General features: G+C 58.4%; 17 protein-coding genes. 10 read left to right on the top strand and 7 right to left on the bottom strand.

The window, feature by feature from the left end; all coding sequences use genetic code 11:
- Positions 1 to 295 precede the first annotated feature (295 nt).
- Positions 296 to 1384: an AbrB family transcriptional regulator gene (locus tag BM154_RS18010; protein ID WP_074887319.1), complete on the bottom strand. Its 1089-nt coding sequence runs from the start codon at positions 1382 to 1384 to the stop codon at positions 296 to 298.
- A 106-nt stretch (positions 1385 to 1490) separates the two neighbouring features.
- On the opposite strand from BM154_RS18010, the gene BM154_RS18005 reads away from it, so the two are divergent.
- Positions 1491 to 2399: a LysR family transcriptional regulator gene (locus tag BM154_RS18005; protein ID WP_074887315.1), complete on the top strand. Its 909-nt coding sequence runs from the start codon at positions 1491 to 1493 to the stop codon at positions 2397 to 2399.
- Positions 2400 to 2426: 27 nt separating this feature from the next.
- On the opposite strand, the gene BM154_RS18000 is transcribed toward BM154_RS18005, so the two are convergent.
- Positions 2427 to 3362, bottom strand: coding sequence for a LysR family transcriptional regulator (locus BM154_RS18000; RefSeq protein ID WP_074888694.1), 936 nt, complete (start codon positions 3360 to 3362; stop codon positions 2427 to 2429).
- Positions 3363 to 3526: 164 nt separating this feature from the next.
- Between BM154_RS18000 and BM154_RS17995 the strand changes: the two genes are divergently transcribed.
- The 7 genes from BM154_RS17995 (at position 3527) to BM154_RS17965 (ending at position 9925) form a co-directional block, all read left to right on the top strand.
- On the top strand, positions 3527 to 4867 hold the full coding sequence (locus tag BM154_RS17995; protein ID WP_074887312.1) for a cation:dicarboxylate symporter family transporter: 1341 nt from the start codon (positions 3527 to 3529) through the stop codon (positions 4865 to 4867).
- An 11-nt stretch (positions 4868 to 4878) separates the two neighbouring features.
- Entirely contained in the window at positions 4879 to 5439 is a 561-nt protein-coding gene (locus BM154_RS17990) for a carboxymuconolactone decarboxylase family protein (protein WP_074887308.1), read from the top strand.
- Between the two features lie 10 nt (positions 5440 to 5449).
- Positions 5450 to 6268, top strand: a complete 819-nt coding sequence (locus BM154_RS17985) for an SDR family NAD(P)-dependent oxidoreductase (RefSeq protein WP_074887306.1) — start codon at positions 5450 to 5452, stop codon at positions 6266 to 6268.
- Positions 6269 to 6421: 153 nt separating this feature from the next.
- Positions 6422 to 7249: an amidohydrolase family protein gene (locus tag BM154_RS17980; protein ID WP_074887303.1), complete on the top strand. Its 828-nt coding sequence runs from the start codon at positions 6422 to 6424 to the stop codon at positions 7247 to 7249.
- Between the two features lie 24 nt (positions 7250 to 7273).
- Positions 7274 to 8209: an SMP-30/gluconolactonase/LRE family protein gene (locus BM154_RS17975; protein WP_074887300.1), complete on the top strand. Its 936-nt coding sequence runs from the start codon at positions 7274 to 7276 to the stop codon at positions 8207 to 8209.
- Between the two features lie 28 nt (positions 8210 to 8237).
- Entirely contained in the window at positions 8238 to 9041 is an 804-nt protein-coding gene (locus BM154_RS17970) for a molybdate ABC transporter substrate-binding protein (RefSeq protein WP_074887298.1), read from the top strand.
- Positions 9038 to 9925 (top strand): alpha/beta fold hydrolase, encoded by an 888-nt coding sequence (locus tag BM154_RS17965; protein ID WP_074887295.1) that lies wholly within the window; start codon positions 9038 to 9040, stop codon positions 9923 to 9925. Before BM154_RS17970 ends, BM154_RS17965 begins: the two co-directional genes overlap by 4 nt.
- A 59-nt stretch (positions 9926 to 9984) precedes the next feature.
- Here BM154_RS17965 and BM154_RS17960 read toward each other — a convergent pair whose 3' ends face one another.
- The gene (locus BM154_RS17960; protein ID WP_074887292.1) at positions 9985 to 10863 is read right to left on the bottom strand and encodes an alpha/beta fold hydrolase; all 879 of its coding nucleotides are present in this window, start codon (positions 10861 to 10863) and stop codon (positions 9985 to 9987) included.
- Between the two features lie 247 nt (positions 10864 to 11110).
- On the opposite strand from BM154_RS17960, the gene BM154_RS17955 reads away from it, so the two are divergent.
- Positions 11111 to 12406, top strand: coding sequence for an MFS transporter (locus tag BM154_RS17955; RefSeq protein WP_074887289.1), 1296 nt, complete (start codon positions 11111 to 11113; stop codon positions 12404 to 12406).
- Positions 12407 to 12613: 207 nt separating this feature from the next.
- Here the strand turns inward: BM154_RS17955 and glyA are convergent, their stop codons facing one another.
- From glyA to BM154_RS17935, 4 genes are all read right to left on the bottom strand, one after another.
- The gene (gene glyA, locus BM154_RS17950; protein WP_074887284.1) at positions 12614 to 13885 is read right to left on the bottom strand and encodes a serine hydroxymethyltransferase; all 1272 of its coding nucleotides are present in this window, start codon (positions 13883 to 13885) and stop codon (positions 12614 to 12616) included.
- A gap of 70 nt (positions 13886 to 13955) precedes the next feature.
- Entirely contained in the window at positions 13956 to 15146 is a 1191-nt protein-coding gene (locus BM154_RS17945) for an aspartate aminotransferase family protein (RefSeq protein ID WP_074887280.1), read from the bottom strand.
- A 76-nt stretch (positions 15147 to 15222) separates the two neighbouring features.
- A complete protein-coding gene (locus BM154_RS17940; protein ID WP_074887277.1) occupies positions 15223 to 16044 on the bottom strand; it encodes a YggS family pyridoxal phosphate-dependent enzyme in 822 nt (273 codons plus the stop codon).
- Complete coding sequence (locus tag BM154_RS17935; protein WP_074887274.1) at positions 16044 to 17285, bottom strand: benzoate/H(+) symporter BenE family transporter; 1242 nt, start codon at positions 17283 to 17285, stop codon at positions 16044 to 16046. The genes BM154_RS17940 and BM154_RS17935 overlap by 1 nt, the downstream gene beginning before the upstream one ends.
- A gap of 106 nt (positions 17286 to 17391) precedes the next feature.
- Here BM154_RS17935 and pdxR point away from each other — a divergent pair, with 106 nt between their 5' ends.
- Positions 17392 to 18891, top strand: coding sequence for a MocR-like pyridoxine biosynthesis transcription factor PdxR (gene pdxR, locus BM154_RS17930; RefSeq protein ID WP_074887272.1), 1500 nt, complete (start codon positions 17392 to 17394; stop codon positions 18889 to 18891).
- The last annotated feature ends 91 nt before the right edge of the window (positions 18892 to 18982 follow it).

The following is an 18982-nucleotide window of genomic DNA, read 5'->3' as shown; positions in this document are numbered from 1 at the left end:
TTTCAATCCCCACCACCTCACAAATCAATTGAGTTCACGCAAGTGTGTTCGTGCGCTCTCAAACCCATCGGGAACAATTCAGATACACAATGTATGAGCTACGCGCTGGCACCCCGAACGGCAGCCGAGCAGAGGCTATATAGAATTGATTGCGGGGAGAGTGCTCGGAGGAATTTACGTGTGCACGCTGGTGCGTGTAGTCGCAAGGTATGCCAGCAACGCGGCGCCCTGATTTACATTTCAATCAAGGAAGGAACTGAAGACGCTGTTTATGAGAAAACAACTTCTAGATCATCTATCTCAATTGAGACGAAACAGACGAGTTTCCTCCGGTGAGGCGAATTATCTGTTTTGCGACAAAAGCACCTGTCAGCACCACGCCTAACAAACGGAGGGTTTGCATTGCCAGAACCAGGCCAACGTCGGAGTTGCTTTCAACGGCGATGATCGCCATGGCATCCAGCCCACCAGGACTGGTCGCGAGATACATCGATAGAAAATCGGCGCCGGTGGAGACAGTCAGCAACCCTGCACAACCGGCACAAAGCAGTATCAGAATTATCGCCCCCACGAAGATAGAGGGGAGCCGCCTCACAACATAAACCAGCGTTGCTCGATCAAAGCGCAAACCAATATAGCAACCGATCAGTCCATAGCCCAATGCCATAAATTCGCTAGGCAAGGTGATATTGATTAAACCACTCAGCTGCATGGCAGAACCGATGAAAAGTGGTGCCAGAATCCCACCTGCGGGAATGATCAGCCCCGCCACGAGACCAGTCAGGATTACACCAACCCCAAGTATGAAATCGATGCTGTACATCCCTTCGGAGGCAGTGGCGGCGACGCCTGTCTCGGTGCTCGCGCCCATCAGGTGACTTACCAAGGCCCCAGCCATGACCACACATACCACCCGAACGTATTGCATGGTGGCAACCACGCGAGCATCGGCACCGTAATCCTCGGCCATCGCGACCATCGCAGATGCTGCCCCTGGGGCGGTTCCCCAGGCAGCGGTGCTTCCCGGAATGTTCCCGATCCGCACGCTCCCAATACCTATGAGCGCGCTCAGGCATATTGTCGTAAGCGTTGCAATTAACATGATGTGCCAGGACGCCGCGATTGATAGCAGAACGGAGGCGGTCATCGTCTGGGCAGCCAGCAAGCCAATACAGCCCTGACCGAACCTAAAAGCGTGGCGATTGAGCCTCATCCCGAAGCCGCAAACGCCAAAGATGATGGCTACAAGCATTGGTCCGATGAATAGACCAGCGGGAACGCCAATAGCATGCAGGAGCTGACCCGCTCCTGTTGCGCAGGAAACGAGTGCGAGCCAGCGAAGCGAGAGGGAGTGCCAAGGCAAAGGCTTTTCGAAATTTGGCATAGAGCTCCTGGTCGCGGAACTGAGGGTTACCGGCTAATTATCGACACGAGAACCCATAAGGTCTATTTTCTATTTTTTTCTGAACGATAGATATCAGGAATGAATAATGGATCTACGTGATCTTTCTTATTTCGAGGTCATCGCGGAACTCGGGCATCTGGGTCAGGCAGCTGCTAAGTTGAATCGAAGCCAGCCGGCACTGACGAAGAGCATTCAAAGGCTGGAAGATTCACTTGGCATCCGGCTATTCGAAAAAGATGGCCGAGGTATCAAGTTGTCTGAGGCTGGCAGACTGATGATGATTCGGAGCAAGCAGCTGCAGCTGAGCATCTCAGAAACCAAGCGAGAAGTTCGCGATTTGGCGAACGGTCTGATAGGCACCGTACGGCTCGGTTGTTCCGCGAGCATGGCTGAGCACTTGCTACCTGAACTCGCAACTTCATTATTGGAGCAGGCTCCTGAAGTCAGGCTCAGCCTTACGATAGGACAAGATGACCTACTGAAGGATTCGCTCAGGTCAGGGCAACTGGACGCTATCATCTGCCCCCTGCATGCCGATGACCCGCAACTGACGACCTACCCAATCCTGCAGGACGAAGCGGTAGTGGTCGCAAGTAACGAACATCCCATCTTCTCTGCGCCATACGGCGTTAAAGATCTTGCTCGATACCGCTGGATACTTCCCGCTCCCTCCGTTTCGTCTCGCCGCTGGATCGATGATGTGTTTGCCGTCCATAGGCTGCCAGCACCTGTGGTTCAGATCGAGACCAACTCGATCTCGATGCTTCCCAGGCTGATCGCGCGTACCAATTTCCTCAGCTTTTTGGCCAAGGAGTCACTCCAGAGCCATCGCGATATGAACCTATTGCGCGAGGTGGTGCTAGGGGAGACAACGATGACACGAACCGTTGCGGTAACGATCAGGAAGGAACGCTACCTGCCATCTGCAGCCGCGGCACTGGTGGAGATGCTTCGAGAGGATGCTCGAAAGTTTCTGGGCAAGCGCCCACTCTAAGGTAACTGGCAACGGCGCTACAGGGCGTCAGTTACTATCAGAACCGAGCCAGAGCGTTGCATCCTTCCAAGCTCCTACAGTGACGAGTTCTTCCAATGTGTCCATTAGAATTTTCTCCCAGCTCAATGCCAATCGACTGGTTCGTCTGTCCTTGAGTGTGGTCAACGACACCGTAGAGCGGATGCCGGGCCTTTCGATAGCATGTCCAACCAGAACACCGTCGGCGATATCTTCCTGTACAGCTGCATGAGCCAGAATCGAATATCCCAAGCCGTCAGCCACCAAACGTTTGGTGAGCCCGACACTGTCCACTTCGAAGGGCACATTCAGCTGAAAACCGTTTTGTGCAGCAACCTGCTCGATGAGGCGGCGGTTGCTGTGCGGCAGCCCTGGCAGAATGAGCGGGAATTCAGCCAGCCCCTTGATACGGACAGACTTCGGCTGCTCCCCAGGCGGTCCTACCAACACCATTCTTTCACTGAAAATCGGCTTCACACTGAAGGCCTCGAGCAAGGGCTGGTTGTACACCACAGCCACTTCGATTCGGCCATCGAGTAACCACTCCTGCAGCGAAGTGCTCAAGCCTTCCAGGGCATGCAAAGACGCCTTGGGCCATCGCGAATGAAAGCGGCGAATCAACTGAGGCCCGACGAGAGTGCCGATTGCTGGTGGCAACCCAATCGCCAGATGACCACGCTCCTCGACAAAGCTGTTGCGTACATGATCGGCGGTTTCTTCCATATAGCGCAGCATGACCTCTGCTCGCTCCAACAATCGCGCCCCCGCAGCAGTCAGCTCCACTCCCCGCCCGTGCCGGATGAATAGCGCTACCTGAAGCTGTTCCTCGAGCTTGGCAATCTGTCGGCTCAGAGCCGGCTGAGCAATGAAAAGCTCCTTTGATGCGCGACTGAAGCCGCCGCACTGGGCCACTTTTACAAAAGAGCGGAGTTCGCGAATGTCCATGAGGATCACCATGCCGTTTAAGCATGGCTTTTTATCAAAATAAGGTTTTTGTGCCTAGTGCCAGGTTTTTCTATGCTCGATCTAGATAGCTGATGACGCTGTTTTTCAGCCATTGAAGCGCCACCACAAGAACAATGATGCCCAATTTTGGGTTAGGAACTGCTATGAACCAGTTGAAGAAACTTCACGTTCAGGTGCTTATCGCACTCCTTGCCGCTGTGATACTCGGATTTGCTGCTCCGCAATGGGCAGTCGCCATGAAGCCGCTTGGGCAGGCATTTATTGCTCTGCTCAAAATGATGCTGGCTCCAATCGTCTTCGTTACCCTCGTCCACGGTCTTACCCATGTTCAAGACATGCGAAAACTTGGGCGGCTCGGCGTTAAATCACTCGTCTACTTCGAGGTGGTCAGTACCGTAGCGATGCTGATCGGCTTCATATTGGTCAACATGATCCAGCCCGGCGTAGGCTTGCACGCGACCGAGCTGAACGAGTCCAGCGAAGCTATCAAGGCGACATCAGCCGCCGGTAGCGTGTCGATGATCAACTACCTGCTTGGGTTGATCCCGCACACGCTGATAGACGCCTTTGCCAAAGGCGACATCATTCAGGTTCTCATCATCTCGATGCTCGCTGGCATCGCAATAAATCGCGTTTGTGCTCCAGACTCGATCACAGTAAAGGCAATCGGTGAGGCACAGAGCATCCTTTTCAAGATGCTCGGCTTCATCATGAAGCTGGCCCCATTGGGTGCATTCGGCGCCATGGCCGCTGCGATCGGGAGCTATGGCGGCGATACCCTGCTCTACCTCCTCAAATTGATCGCGGTCTACTACGCCGCTTCGCTGATCTTTGTGTTCGGCATTCTCGGCACCATCAGTTGGTCCATCGGGCTGCCGTTCGGCAGCGTCCTGAAGCTGATCCGAGATGAAATACTCCTGGTATTCGGCACCGCCTCGGGTGAAGTGGTGTTCCCACGTCTGATCGAGAAACTCAAGCGCAGTGGTTGCGATGAAGTTGTGGTCGGTTTCGTATTGCCAGCTGGTTACAGCTTCAACTTGGACGGCACCGCGATCTACATGGCTATTGCCATTGGTTTCATCGCCCAGGCAACTGACACCCCCTTCTCCTTGATGCAGCAACTTGGCCTCTTGGCCATCCTGAGCATCACCTCCAAGGGCGGGACGACCGTCGCTGGTGGTGCCTTCATCAAACTGGCCGCCACCCTGCAATCGGTCCAGACCCTGCCCCTCAGCGGCCTGGGCCTGCTGTTCGGTATTGACCGCGTCATGGCCACGGCCACCGCACTCACCAACATAGTTGGCAATACCGTCGCGGTATTCGCGATCGCTCGCTGGGAGGGTGCGTTTACCCCTGAAGACTTCGAACGGGAAACCGGCCGCAAGCCGAGTCGCAGCCTGTTACGCCCACCGCTGGATGCAAGTGCGGCCGAGCCGCCAACAAAGAGTGAGCAATCCGACTTCATCCAATCCCAGCGCCCTTGATAGGAAATCTCATGAATCGTTTAGCCCCTGTCGACCCGAATCACCTCAGCGACGCACAGCGTGAGGTCTATGAGCGCATCGCCAACGGCCCACGCAAAGGCGTGCGAGGCCCATTGGCAATATGGCTGCACCGCCCCGAACTCGCCGAATGCGCGCAAGCCTTGGGACGCTATTGCCGCTATGACACGTGCCTGGATCCACGCCTGTCTGAGCTGGCCATTCTCATGATGGGCCGTCACTGGCTTGCCGAGTATGAGTGGGCAGCGCACAAGCCATTCGCTCTGGAGGCAGGGCTGGCACCGCACATCATCGACGCCATCCGCGACGACCAGCAGCCGGACTTTGCCAATGCCGATGAAGCCTTGGTTTACCGATTCATTCGCGAACTGCACGACAAGCGCGGCATCAGCGACGCCCTTTATCAAGAGTTCGTTGGACAGCTAGGCGAAGAAGCGGCTGTCGACCTAGTGGGAATCGCCGGTTACTACACCCTGATTTCCATGACCATCAAGGTGTTCGACGTTCCGCCACCTGCAGGCGCCACCCCTGAACTTCCTACCCAATTGATCTGAGGACACTGATATGACTGACACTTTCACACAAAGCGATCGTCTTGCAGGCAAGGTAGCCATCGTGACCGGCGCCGGTTGCGTGGGTAGCGGCTGGGGTAACGGCCGCGCGGTTGCAGTGCTTTTCGCCATGGCTGGGGCCAAGGTCTTCGCTGTCGACCGTGATCTGGATGCAATGGCGGAAACCCTGCAGCGTATCCGCGATGCTGGCGGCGAAGTCACGCCCTATGCCTGCGACGTCACAAATAGCCAGGAAGTCGCCGCGATGGTCGACGCCTGTGTGTCGACCTACGGCACTGTCAATATTCTGGTAAACAACGTCGGTGGCTCTGCAGCTGGCGGCGCGGTCGCGCTGGCAGAAGAGAAGTTTGATGCTCAGATCGCATTGAACCTGAGAAGCGTGTACCTCACCTGCAAGCATGCCCTGCCCCTCATGGAAGCCCAGGGCAGTGGCTCCATCATCAATACCGCATCCACCTCCGGTATTCGCTGGACGGGCTCGGCTCAGGTTGCCTATGCCGCCAGCAAAGCCGGTGTGATTCAGCTGTCTCGCGTGACCGCCGTCGAATACGCGCCCAAGGGCATCCGTGTAAACACCATCGTCCCGGGCCAGCTACACACCCCCATGGTCGAGGTGCGCCTGGCGGGCCAACGTACAGGTGGCGATGTGGACAAACTCCTTGAAACCCGCCTGGCACGTATCCCCTTGGGCTTCATGGGCGACGGGCGTGACACTGCCTATGCCGCGCTGTACCTGGCCAGTGACGAATCGCGCTTTGTCACGGGTACGGAAATAATTGTCGATGGCGGTATGACCGCACGCTGCGACTGATTTTCCGCCTGGGGTTGTGTAACACAACCCCAGAACCACGCCCCTGAAACCTGCATGGCCCAGGCACCTCAGGCCGGCCGCTTATCAAGCGAAACATCACCACCGCGGCCGACATCAGCCTCGACGGTGGGTAGGTAAACTCTCGGAGCCAACATGTCGACTGCATCCGGTCTTTCGTGTGTGTGGGATTGCCACACCCATATCTACGGCCCCTGGGCCAGCTTCCCCCTCCCCGCTGACGCAGCCTATCAGCCCGCGCCGGCACCATTTTCCGAACTGTTGTCCATGCATCACCACTTGGGTATCAGCAACGGCGTATTGGTACAGGCGGCTCCATATGGCACCGACCACGCTGCGATTCTCGAAGCCATCGCCAGCAGCGAGGGGCGCTACCGCGGCGTTGGGATAATTGATGAGTCTACGGGTGACGATGACCTGCAGGCCCTGCATGAAGGCGGGCTACGCGGCATCCGCTTCAACCTGATGGGCCACCTGCCAGGTGCCCGTGATCCGCAAAAATTGCGCCGTCTGGCCGAGCGCGTCGCTCCGCTGGGTTGGCACGTTCTGCTACACGGTGAATTACCCGTACTGCTGCCAATCCTTCAGGGCTGGCGTGACCTGAGCACGCCGATAGTCATTGACCATATGGCACGACCAGATCTTACAACGCCGGTAGATCCGGCACTGATGCGCGATTTATGCACGGAGCTGGGTCATGCCAATCGCTGGATCAAACTGTCTGGAATCGACCGAGCCATGAATGGCCAATCAGGCCCTTGGCAGCAGGGCCTGGATCATGTCCGCAATTTGCTTGAGTCCGCGCCTGAGCGCGCCATCTGGGGCTCGGATTGGCCTCACCCGAATATCAAGGGCGATGTGCCAGACGATGTGCAGCTGCTCGATTTCATCCGAGAGGTCTGCGGCAGCGCCACTCTTCAGCAGGCAGTGCTGGCAGATAACCCGGCACGCCTGTACCGCTGAACCTGTCCACTCAGGAGACCGACGATGGACGATAGCACCTGGAAAACAAGCCAGCGCGTACCTGACCCCAGAGTCCGCGAGCTCGATCCGCGCTTTTCACACTACCGCTTACCGCATGCCAAGGTCGAGCGCCTCGCTGGCGGACTACGGTGGGCAGAAGGTCCGGTTTGGTTCGGAGATGGACGCTTTCTGCTGTTCACTGACTTACCCAACGATCGGATCATGCGCTGGGATGAAATCACGGGTTGCATGAGTGTTTTTCGCCAACCGGCCAATCAGGCAAATGGTCTGACACGCGATCGGCAGGGCCGGCTGCTCGTTTGCGAGCACGGCGGCCGCCGAATCACTCGTACCGAGTACGACGGCACCATTACCGTGCTGGCTGATCGATTTGCAGAAAAGCCACTGAACTCGCCCAATGACATCGTGGTGAAATCAGATAGCAGCATCTGGTTCACCGACCCGCCTTTTGGCCTGATCAGCGACTACATGGGCAGCCAGGGCACGGCAGAACTGCCCGCCAATCTCTATCGGCTCGATACCGATGGAAGCCTGCACTGCGTGGCCGAAGACCTTCAGGGCCCCAACGGCCTCGCCTTCTCGCCAGACGAGAAAACGCTTTACCTGGTTGAGTCCAGAGCACGTCCTCGGCAAATCGTGGCCTACCACGTCAACACCAATAACCAACTGGAGCACCGCCGTGTCCTGATCGATGCAGGCGCCGGGCTCCCGGACGGCTTTCGCCTCGACATAGACGGCAACCTCTGGTGCGGCTGGGGTGCACCAGAGCCAGGGCTGGATGGAGTCCGAGTATTTGCCCCCGATGGCACCCCTATTGGCCAAATCGACCTGCCCGAGCGCTGCGCCAATCTGTGCTTCGCAGGTCCCCGTCGTAACCGCTTGCTAATGGCTTCAACCACTTCGCTGTATTCGTTGTTCGTTAACACCCACGGCGCTTGACCGGCGTCCAACCAGAAAAGGTAGCGTCATGAAGAAAACAAAATTCACTCCGCTATTGATGACCACTAGCCTTGTAGGACTGCTCGGTTTTTCACAACTGGGTGCTGCAGCCGAACTGAAGGTAATAGCCAGCGGCGCACTCAAAGGCGCGATGCAACATCTGCAACCCGCCTATGAAAAAGCTAGCGGAAACACCCTGATCTTCAGCTGGGGCCCCTCGATGGGCACCTCTCCCGAGTCCATACCTGAGCGCATCAAGCATCAGGAGCCGATGGACCTCGCAATCATGGCAGACGAAACCCTCGAACGCCTTTCGAAGACAGGCGCTTTTGACATGGCCACACGACGTGAAATTGCCGACTCGCGGATTGGCGTCGGCGTACCTCACGGTAAGCCCACCCGCGATGTATCCAGCGTGGCCGCGCTGAAATCTGCTCTCTTGAATGCAGACAAGATCGCCTACTCCCAGGGCGCCAGCGGCGTCTACATTCGAGCCGAGCTTTTCGAGCGTTTAGGCATAAGCGAGCAGGTCAAAGACAAGACCGTGGAAATCCCAGGCAAGGAACTGGTTGGAACGGCGCTGGCACGTGGTGATGCAGATATCGGCATGCAGCAAATCAGCGAATTGAAAGTAACGCCAGGCGTCGACTACCTGGGCCCCCTGCCCGAAGAGGTACAAAAAGTAAGTCGTTTTTGCGCCACGGTCGCTCGCCACTCGGAAAATGCTGAAGAGGCCCGACAGTTCATCGCATTTCTGAACAGCCCACAGGCGCATCAATTGCTCGAAGAGAGTGGCCTCGAGCCGATAGTGGCACAGGAGGGCAAGCAATGAAGTTCCTGTCATCGCTCATGTTCGGCGTCGCCATCTGCTTCGCTTCAGCTACTACGTTCGCGGCGCCGACCTCTACCCTGCTGAAAACAGAGCTGGTGCGCTACGACAACGTGCAGATTGAGGTCAACTCTCAAGGTACCGGTCCGGTGATTGTCATGCTCCCATCGCTGGGCCGTTCCGGCCGCGATTACGATGAGGTGGCAGGATACCTGCAGGCGCAAGGATTCCGCGTCATCAGGCCGGAGCCCCGTGGCATAGGTCTGAGCAAGGGTCCTATGGAAAACCTCTCCATACATGACTTTGCCCGTGATGTTGCAGCAGTCGTCGAGCACGAGAGCAAAGACCCGATCGTGGTTGTCGGTCATGCATGGGGAAATTTTGCCGCGCGCATGCTTGCCGCAGATCGCCCCGATCTCGTTCGTGGCGTAGTCATCGCTGCAGCCTCCGCTGGCAAGGTACCGCCGGGCTCGACGGAAAAACCCATCAATGCCGAGATGAGGCAAGCGATTGACGGTGCTGGCGATATGTCGCTACCTGAGGAGCAGCGCTTGATCTATCTGCGCAAAGCCTTCTTCGCCCCAGGCAATGACCCCAGGGTATGGCTGGATGGATGGCACCAGGCTACTCACGATGCTCAAGGCCATGCACGTAACACTACCCCGGTGGATGAGTACTTTGGCGCTGGCAATGCACCGATTCTTGATCTGCAAGGTGAAGCCGATACCGTCGCACCAAGGCGCTTCTCAGGTGTATTGAAGAGCATGTTGGGTGACCGAGTTCAAGTGGAAGTTCTGAAGAACTCCGGCCATGCGATGGCTCCTGAACAGCCAAAAGCGATGGCCGATGCAATCGCGAAATTTGCACGCGCCCAATACGCTCAGTAGCCCAAATAGCCAATGCCTCGAACCCTGAGGATCGAGGCATTGGCACTTAAGCTTGCAGGTTAATTGGAGGAATAGACACGCTTGGCGAACGCTGAGATGGCATCTGCCATTTCACGAGGCCGCTCTGGCGCCATCGCATGGCCGGCATTGGCAATGGTCTTATGCTCAACCCGACTACCGAGCATTGACTTGAGTATGTTCGGGATGACTACCGCGTCGTGCTCGCCCTGAAGATCAAGGATGGGCACAACATCACCAGCCGACCAATACGCCTCCACAGGGGTGCTATCGCGTGCATGATCCTGGGCCTTATGGGTCTCGTCATACCAGCCTGTCAGCCACGGACGCGGATCATTACCAGGCGCAAAGAACGCCTCCTTGAGGTACTCGATACGCTTGGACTCTGGCAGTGAATAGTCACCCGCCCCCTTTATCGCCTCGACCATTCGGCCATAAGGTTTTTCTGACGAGCCCGCCGGCAACTTACCGATCGACGCGGCCGCCAGCACTATGCCGTTGACGAGGTCTGGCCGATCGACGGCCAGCATGCGAGCAGGTTGACTTCCCCATGCATGCCCAACCACGACAGATGGACCTGTCTTGGCCTTGTCCATGATCAGCGCAACATCACTGGCGAAGTCGTGGAGCGACGGTGTGTCCATGGGTGCCCTGCTACCTTTCACACCACGCGGCTCCGGGCGAATCACTCGGTAACCGTCAGCAGCCAGATAGCGCGCTACCTCGTCATAGTCACCGGCCCCACGCCCCTTGGAGGGAAGGATCACAATGGTATGCCCGTTGCCTTGATCAAATGCCTCGATATGCACCTGGCCTTTTTCAGCGACCAGAGTACGTACGGTGTCATCAGCCAAGCTTGAGAAACTGCAGGCAACAAGCCCACTGAGCAGCAGAGATTGCATAATCTTGGTGTAATGCATCACATATACCTTTTATTGTTGTCGAGCACGCCAGTTTAATGGAATGCGAAACCAGACTTATGCATTTCACGAAATTTAACCAATGCTGTTATTTCATAACCTCCGATGCTTGACGAGCATTGCAGTTAACATACCGAAAACCAACCTATGCCCTGAAGCTATGAGCACCCATGATTAAATGATCTTGGCACATGCAAGCATAGCGACCATATGCTCCAGACTCCACACACAATAATAACGGAGTCCTATGAAAACACTATCAGCAGAACAATTGTTAACACGCGAGGCCCTGGAGTCCAGCGCTTGTCGAAAAGCCGCAATTAGGTTAATTCCTCTGTTGGCAATTGCATATTTCTTTAACTATCTCGACAGAACCAATGTCGGCTTTGCATCATTAACGATGAACGACGACCTTGGCCTGACCGCATCTCAATTCGGCCTCGCAGCCGGTATTTTCTATGTAGGGTATTGCTTATTCGAAGTACCCAGCAACCTGGCACTTTATCGTTTCGGCGCGCGACGGTGGCTCGCCAGAATAATGATCACATGGGGATTATTCTCTGCCTCCACAGCGCTATCGCAAGGACCGGTCAGTTACGCGGTAATACGCTTATTAGCTGGCATTGCGGAAGCTGGCTTTTTCCCAGGAGTCATTTTCTTCCTATCGCTGTGGTTTCCTATCCAATATCGGACGAGGGTTATGGCGTGGTTTCTATTTGCCATCCCGGTATCGTCAGTGCTAGGCGGCCCTCTTTCTGCGGCCATGCTAGCGATGGATGGCATTTGGGGCTATCACGGGTGGCAGTGGTTGCTAGTGCTCCAGGGACTTCCTGCATGCTTGCTTGGTGTACTGAGTCTCAAGATCCTAGCCGACAGACCTGCTGACGCGAAATGGTTAACGCAAGATGAACGCACAGTATTGCAGGCAGCACTCGATGCAGAGCATGAAGAGAAGCGTGCTCATAGTTTCAAGCAATCAATCAAAGACATCCGAGTCTGGCTGCTAGCTGCTATTTTGTTCAGCTATATCATCGGTATCTTGGGCATTGGAGTCTGGTCACCTCAGATTCTGAAAAGCCATGCACTAACCACAACTCAGATAGGCTGGGTTTCAGCATTGCCCTACCTGGTTGCTAGTGTTGCCATGCTGATCTGGGCGAAAGTGCTAGCCCGCAAACGGCGTTATGTCCTGCACCTCGCCATCACTTGCGCAACAGGTGCCGCTGGATTCATTTTTTCAGTTATCTACAGCGACCTGATTCCGGCGCTGGCTGGCCTTACTATCGCATTGATCGGCCTCAGCTCGGTGCGCACTTGTTTTTACAGTATCCCTGCGACTTTCTTGAGCAAGCAGGCTGCAGCAGGCGGTATTGCATTTATCAACGCTGTAGGCAGTTTAGGCGGGCTGGTAGGGCCTTATGCGGTAGGCTGGCTTAAAGATGCCACCAACTCCTTCGACGCCGGCTTGATTGCCATGGCTACCATGCTGTGTATTGCCACAGTGCTGACTCTGATCCTTAGGCGTGTTGTGAATGAGGCATAAGAGAATCCCAACTGCGCCATCTTCGACTACTCGCTTAGGTTTTGATTAGGCTGCAAGGCCAAAACAGCCTGACTCATTAAAGATGGTTTACTTTCAAAGTAAGGGGGCTTAGCCCCCTTTTTGCTGCGCCTGTATTAGGCGTAAGCCTGGTCCTTGGCAACCAACTTCAACATTCTTCGAGTAGTGACGCAGCGCCCATCTGTTCCGCTATCGGTACACGGGATGGCGTTGGCACAAGTCCACGACCTGGCCTCGCACCCGATCCCGCACTGTCGTCAGGGTGCTGCCGCCCGCCTCCATGGCATCCAGCACATCGCACATCCATCCCGCGAGTTGCGCGCACTCCTGCTCACCAAAGCCTCGCGTCGTCACCGCCGGGGTGCCGATGCGCACGCCTGAGGTCACGAACGGCGAGCGTGGGTCGTTGGGTACCGAGTTCTTGTTGGTGGTGATATAGGCGTCGCTCAGCGCGGCATCTGCCTCCTTGCCGGTGTAGGGTTTGGTGGACAGGTCAATCAGCATCAGGTGGTTGTCGGTTCCACCAGAAACGATCGTGTAACCACGCGCTTGCAGCGTGGCAGCCATGACGCGCGCGTTGGTCACGACCTGCTTCTGGTAGGTGGTGAACTCTGGCTGTAAGGCTTCCTTGAAAGCGATGGCCTTGGCGGCGATGACATGCATCAGCGGGCCGCCCTGGATACCGGGAAATACCGCGGAATCGAGCTTTTTGTAGAACGCCTCGTCCTGGCCTCTGGACAGGATGAGGCCGCCACGCGGGCCACGAAGCGTCTTGTGCGTGGTGCTGGTAACCACGTGGGCATGTGGCAGCGGGTTGGGATACTCACCGGTTGCCACCAAGCCGGCCACATGCGCCATATCGACCCAGAAGAATGCACCCACCCGGTCGGCGATGGTGCGCATCCGCGCCCAGTCCATGTGCCGCGAGTAGGCGGAGAAGCCGCCGATCAGCATTTTCGGGCGAGTTTCCAGCGCGATGCGCTGCATCTCGTCGTAGTCGATCAGCCCCGTCTGCGGATCAAGGCCATAGGGCACGATCTCGTAGTGGCGCCCGGAAAAATTGGCCGGGTTACCGTGGGTCAGATGGCCGCCCTGGGCCAGGTTCATGCCCATCACCGTATCGCCTGGGTCTGTCAGGGCCAGGAACACCGCAGCGTTGGCCTGGGCGCCGGCATGAGGCTGGACGTTGGCGTAGTCGCAAGCGAACAATTCCTTGGCCCGCTCGATGGCCAGGCGCTCGGCTACGTCCACATGCTCGCAGCCGCTGTAGTAGCGCTTGTCGGGATAACCCTCGGCATACTTGTTGGTGAACACCGAGTTCTGGACGGCCATCACCAGTGGGCTGGCGTAGTTCTCCGAGGCAATGAGCTCGACATGGTCTTCCTGGCGACGCGCTTCGTTCTGCAGGGCTAGCGCCAGCTCGGGATCGAAGTCCATAAGCGGGTGGGATGTGTCGTACATGGCGGTGCGTCCTGTCGTCGGTTTCGTTTGATTTGGGAAGTGGCTCTGTTGCGTACAACCTTGACTCATCTCACACAGGTGACTCGCCCGGAGACAGCAGGCGGGTAACGCGTGCCACGATGTCGTCGATCTGCACCTCGCTGCAGATCAGCGGCGGCAGTAAGCGGATGGTGGTGTCGCGCGTTACCGTGATGAGCAGGTGCTCTCTCTCCAATGCCAGCCCGACCAGCTCCTTGCAGCTTCTGGCCAGTTCAATGCCCGCCATCAGGCCCTGCCCGCGGATGGCAACGACCTGCGGGTGACCCTTCAACGCCCCTTGCAGGCCTGTAAGCAGGCGCTCTCCCAGCACAGCGGCACGCGCTGGCAAGGCATCGCGCGCCATGATGTCGAGCACCGTGCAGCCCACCCGGCAGGCCAAGGGGTTACCGCCAAAGGTGGAGCCGTGCTGGCCGGGTGAAAACAGCTCGGCCGCCTCCCCGCGCGCCAGGCAGGCGCCGATCGGCAAGCCATTGCCCAGTGCCTTCGCCAGGGTAATGACGTCAGGCGTGATGCCCGCGTGCTGGTGGCCGAACCAAGCCCCGGTACGGCCCATGCCCGCCTGGATTTCGTCGATCATCAACAGCCAGCCACGGGTGTCACATAGAGCCCGCAGCTCACGCAGATAGTCGGCACTGGCGACGCGGATGCCGCCCTCTCCCTGCACGGGCTCGATCAACACCGCAACGATATTGGGCGACTCATCTGCCATGCGACGCAGCGCGCCGATGTCGTCATAGGGAACCCGCAGAAAACCTGGCATCAACGGCTCGAAGCCCTGTTGCTTGGCTGGATTGCCGGTAGCCGAGAGTGTGGCCAGGGTACGGCCGTGGAAGCCGTTTTCCATCACCAGAATCTGCGGCTGGGCCACCTGTTTTCGGTGCCCATGCAGGCGGGCGAGCTTGAGCGCGGCTTCATTGGCCTCGGCGCCCGAGTTACAGAAGAAAGCCCGCTGCATACCCGCCAATGCGCACAAGCGCTCGCCCAGTCGCTCCTGCCAATCAATCTGGAACAGGTTGGACGTGTGCAGCAGCAATCCGGCCTGTTCAGCAATGACGGCGGTGATTTCGGGATGGCCATGCCCCAGGCTGGTGACCGCAACACCAGAAATCGCATCCAGGTATTCCACGCCGCTTGCGCTCCACAGACAGGCACCGCTACCGCGTGCGAAAGAGACAGGTTGGCGGGCATATGCCCGCATCAGGTGGGACTTGACGTGAGGCATGTAAGGCGGCTCCGCTGGGACTAAAACACGTGATGGATACTGGGCGGGAACATCTGTGAACTGGAGAGGCGGCCTTTCATTGGTCACTGCTGCCACCATCTGATCCGGACTCTGAAGGCCAGTAGTGGCTGTCTGGCAGAGCCCGTGCGCCGAAGATCGCCTGACCGACGCGAACCACCGTGGCGCCCTCCTCGATAGCGATCTCGAAGTCACCGGACATGCCCATGGACAACTCGTCCAGACCGATGCTGGCAGGCGCGCTTTGCCGCAACTGATCACGCAGTCTGCGCAGCAGGATGAAGCACTGCCTTACCCGCTCCGCCTCGGCCGAAAAGAGCGCCAGCGTCATCAGTCCCCGCACGCGTAGCGCCGGATAAGCGGACAATTTGCCGATGAACGCCGGCACTTCTTCCGGAGGCAAGCCGTACTTGCTGGCCTCACCTGAGGTGTTGACCTGCACGAAGACGTCCAGCCCTCGCCCTTCAGCCTGCAGGCGCCGCTCCAAGGCCTCGGCCAGGCGCAGGCTGTCCAAGGCCTGAAACTCACTGGCGAAACGCGCCACCAGCTTGGCCTTGTTGGTCTGCAGGTGGCCGATGACCGACCAGTGCAGATCGGTCAGATCCTGCATGCCCTGGAATTTGCCGAGGGCTTCCTGCACCTTGTTTTCGCCCAGATACCGGCAACCCGCCGCGTACGCCAGACGCAGGCTCGCCTCGGGCTTGGTCTTGCTGACCGGCAGCAGGCGTACCGTGGCGGGGTCGCGTCCCGAGCGCAGACAAGCTGCGGCGATACGCGCCTGCACCGCGGCCAGGTTGCGCCGGAAATCCTCGACCGTGGTCGCTTCAGGGTAGAGACCATGCCGGTCATGGCCGGTCTGCGTGTCGAATTCAGTGGCCATCAGCTCGCGCTCTTGTTGAGGGGTGTGGCGACGACGGCCGATGCGGATGGCCTCTGAGGCAGACGGCCATTGAGCACCGCATAGGCGATCAGCCCAAGCACCAGCCCCCAGAACGCACCGCCAATGCCCAACAAATTGATGTTGGCGGCTGCGGCCAGGAACGTGATCAGCGACGCCTCGCGCGTCTTCGCATCGGCCAGGGCCGTGGCCAGGCTGCCGCCGATGGTGCCCAACAGGGCCAGCCCGGCGAGCGTGGTGATGAAGGTGGCCGGGAAGGCCATGAACACGGCTGCCAGGGTCACGCCGAACACGCCGACGAGGATGTAGCACAGGCCTGCGGCGATGCCCGCGATCCAACGCCTGGACGGCTGCTCATGGGCTTCTCGGCCCGTGGCGATGGCGGCAGTGATCGCCGCGATGTTGAACGCATGCGAGCCGAACGGCGCCATCAGCAGTGAGCCCAGCCCGGTCACCGTCAGGATCGGGTTGGCGCTGGTCCTGAAGCCGTCGTTGCGCAGTACCAGCATGCCGGGCATGTACTGGCCCGTCAGGGTGATCAGGAACAGCGGCAAGGCGACGCTGAGCAAGGCATTGAGCGAAAACGCCGGCGTGGTGAAAACCGGAGCGGCGAAGCTCAGGGTCAACCCCGACAGCTCTACACGATCCTGCATGAGCAGAACGCTCAGCCCCAGCACCAGGATGCCGATGACGGCATAGCGTGCGCTGAAACGCTTGAACACCACGTAGGCCACGATCAACAAACCCGCCAGCACGGGATCGAGGCTCACACCAGCGAACGCCTGGATACCGAATTGCAGCAGGATGCCTGCGAGCAGACCGGCCGCCACGCCCGGGGGAATCAAGCGGATCACCCGCTCGAACCAGCCCGATAGCCCCAGCACAACAAACGCCAACGCTGAAATCAGGTAGGCACCCACCGCTTCTGCATAGGGTGTGGTCGCCAGAGCGGTGACCAGAAATGCCGCTGCAGGCGTGGACCAGGCGGTAATGATGGGCTCGCGGGTGCGCCAGCTCAGGAACAATCCGGTCACCCCCACGCCAATCGATACAGACCATACCCAGGAGGCCGTCAGTTCCGGGCTGAGGCCGGCCACCTTGGCAGCCTGGAAAACCAAGATGAATGTTCCGCCGTAGTTGACGATGACCGAGATCAGGCCCGCCACGATGGGATGGATGAGGTCGTTCCAGCGAATGGATGAAGGTGAAGGGACGGCAGGCATGCTCGGCGGTACTCCTGACAACGCGGCTAACTGGCTTGTGAAACGCTTTTATAGATTTAAAATGGCCGGATTTACCCAGCCACTTTTTGCACTGGATACAGACCAATTGTTCAAGCATGCCCAGCTCGAATCCGTGAAGGCCTGGATCGGCGACCCTGCTCAAGGCGCGCTGCCCCTTCATGCACGCGTGCAGCGGGCCATTCGCCAATTGATTCTTGACAGCGTGCTCGATGCGGGCAGGCCGCTACCCGCGTCACGCGCCTTGGCGAAGTCTCTGGGGATCTCCCGCGATACGGTCGAGTCGGCTTACAGCCAACTGCACGCCGAAGGCTTCATCGAACGACGTGTGGGCAGCGGCAGCTTCGTGTCGGAGCGAGCAAGGCGCCTGCCGGGACGCGGCAAACCGCGGCAAAGCAATGTGCCTTCGGATACCGCGCCGCGCTTGAGCCAGCGTGGCAGCGCCCTGTTTCAAAGTGGCGGCGTACGTGACTTCCTGAAGCCGCGCCCCTTCGCACCTGGCGTACCCGAGACTCGCAGCTTTCCATTGCAGATCTGGGAGCGGTTGCAGCGGCAGGTACTGAAGGAACATGGTACCCAGGCGCTGCTGCACAGCCCGCCGGAGGGTATGGAGCCATTGCGACGCGCCATCGCCGATTACGTCAGCCTGGAACGGGGGGCTCGGGCCACACCTGAGCGTGTGCTGGTGCTGACCAGTTCTCAGCAAGCCCTGACCTTGTGCGCCACGGTCCTGCTCGACGCGGGCGAGCGAATATTCGTCGAGGATCCCGTGTACCACGGCGCGCGCAAGGCATTCGACGCCGCCGGGCTGACATGCGTGCCCGTGCCCCTGGACGGGGACGGACTGCAGGTGGAGCACCTGCTTGCATCAAGCAAGACAGCTGGTGAATCTGCCAGGGCTGTGTTCCTGACGCCCTCGCATCAATTCCCCACTGGAGCGACCCTCTCGCTGGATCGACGCCTGGCCATCATCGAATGGGCCAGAGCGCACCAGGGCTGGATCATTGAAGACGACTACGACAGTGAGTTTCACTACGCGAGCAAACCTTTCGCCTGCGTACAAGGGCTCGACCCAAACGATCGCACGATCTATATCGGCACCTTCACCAAGTCACTGTTCCCCGGCTTGCGCATCGGCTACATGGTGCTTCCAACGCCCCTGGTGGCACCGATGGCCGCAGCGCGCACCCTCCTCGATGGCCACAGTGCACCGATCCCCCAGCTCACACTCGCGCGGTTCATCGAGGCCGGCCACTTTGGCGCCCATGTTCGCACCATGCGCGCGGTCTACGCCGAGCGGCGTGACGTACTCGCCCGGCTGGTGCGCAAACATCTGTCCGATTTCGTCGAAGCAACGGTTCCGGCAGGTGGCATGCAGATGCCCTGCGTGTTCATTCGCGACATACCCGAGCGCGAGGCCATCGAGTCAGCCCGCAGGGCCGGCATCGACCTGCTGGGGCTGAGCACGTTGCATGCATCGAACCCGCGCAGGGCAGGCTTTCTGATGGGCTTCGCCGCCCACACCCCACATGAGCTGGAGACTGCCATAAGAAAGCTCGCAAACATCCTCCGCGAGCTTTGCCGCTAACGGCTTGATTGAAATAAAAAAGCCCCGTCCATTGCTGGCGGGGCTTTGGGTGCAAGTACTGCTCTGCTTGCATACTGCCTACCCGCCCCGT

Source organism: Phytopseudomonas argentinensis, from assembly GCF_900113905.1.
Taxonomy (GTDB): Bacteria; Pseudomonadota; Gammaproteobacteria; order Pseudomonadales; family Pseudomonadaceae; genus Aquipseudomonas; species Aquipseudomonas argentinensis.
The sequence above is the reverse complement of the archived record's forward strand: the minus strand, read 5'-3'. Positions and strand labels throughout refer to the sequence as shown.

Coding starts and splice junctions, on each gene's coding strand:
- BM154_RS18010 (WP_074887319.1), bottom strand. CDS start 1,384: ATGCCAAATTTCGAAAAGCCTTTGCCTTGGCACTCCCTCTCGCTTCGC.
- BM154_RS18005 (WP_074887315.1), top strand. CDS start 1,491: ATGGATCTACGTGATCTTTCTTATTTCGAGGTCATCGCGGAACTCGGG.
- BM154_RS18000 (WP_074888694.1), bottom strand. CDS start 3,362: ATGGACATTCGCGAACTCCGCTCTTTTGTAAAAGTGGCCCAGTGCGGC.
- BM154_RS17995 (WP_074887312.1), top strand. CDS start 3,527: ATGAACCAGTTGAAGAAACTTCACGTTCAGGTGCTTATCGCACTCCTT.
- BM154_RS17990 (WP_074887308.1), top strand. CDS start 4,879: ATGAATCGTTTAGCCCCTGTCGACCCGAATCACCTCAGCGACGCACAG.
- BM154_RS17985 (WP_074887306.1), top strand. CDS start 5,450: ATGACTGACACTTTCACACAAAGCGATCGTCTTGCAGGCAAGGTAGCC.
- BM154_RS17980 (WP_074887303.1), top strand. CDS start 6,422: ATGTCGACTGCATCCGGTCTTTCGTGTGTGTGGGATTGCCACACCCAT.
- BM154_RS17975 (WP_074887300.1), top strand. CDS start 7,274: ATGGACGATAGCACCTGGAAAACAAGCCAGCGCGTACCTGACCCCAGA.
- BM154_RS17970 (WP_074887298.1), top strand. CDS start 8,238: ATGAAGAAAACAAAATTCACTCCGCTATTGATGACCACTAGCCTTGTA.
- BM154_RS17965 (WP_074887295.1), top strand. CDS start 9,038: ATGAAGTTCCTGTCATCGCTCATGTTCGGCGTCGCCATCTGCTTCGCT.
- BM154_RS17960 (WP_074887292.1), bottom strand. CDS start 10,863: ATGCATTACACCAAGATTATGCAATCTCTGCTGCTCAGTGGGCTTGTT.
- BM154_RS17955 (WP_074887289.1), top strand. CDS start 11,111: ATGAAAACACTATCAGCAGAACAATTGTTAACACGCGAGGCCCTGGAG.
- glyA (WP_074887284.1), bottom strand. CDS start 13,885: ATGTACGACACATCCCACCCGCTTATGGACTTCGATCCCGAGCTGGCG.
- BM154_RS17945 (WP_074887280.1), bottom strand. CDS start 15,146: ATGCCTCACGTCAAGTCCCACCTGATGCGGGCATATGCCCGCCAACCT.
- BM154_RS17940 (WP_074887277.1), bottom strand. CDS start 16,044: ATGGCCACTGAATTCGACACGCAGACCGGCCATGACCGGCATGGTCTC.
- BM154_RS17935 (WP_074887274.1), bottom strand. CDS start 17,285: ATGCCTGCCGTCCCTTCACCTTCATCCATTCGCTGGAACGACCTCATC.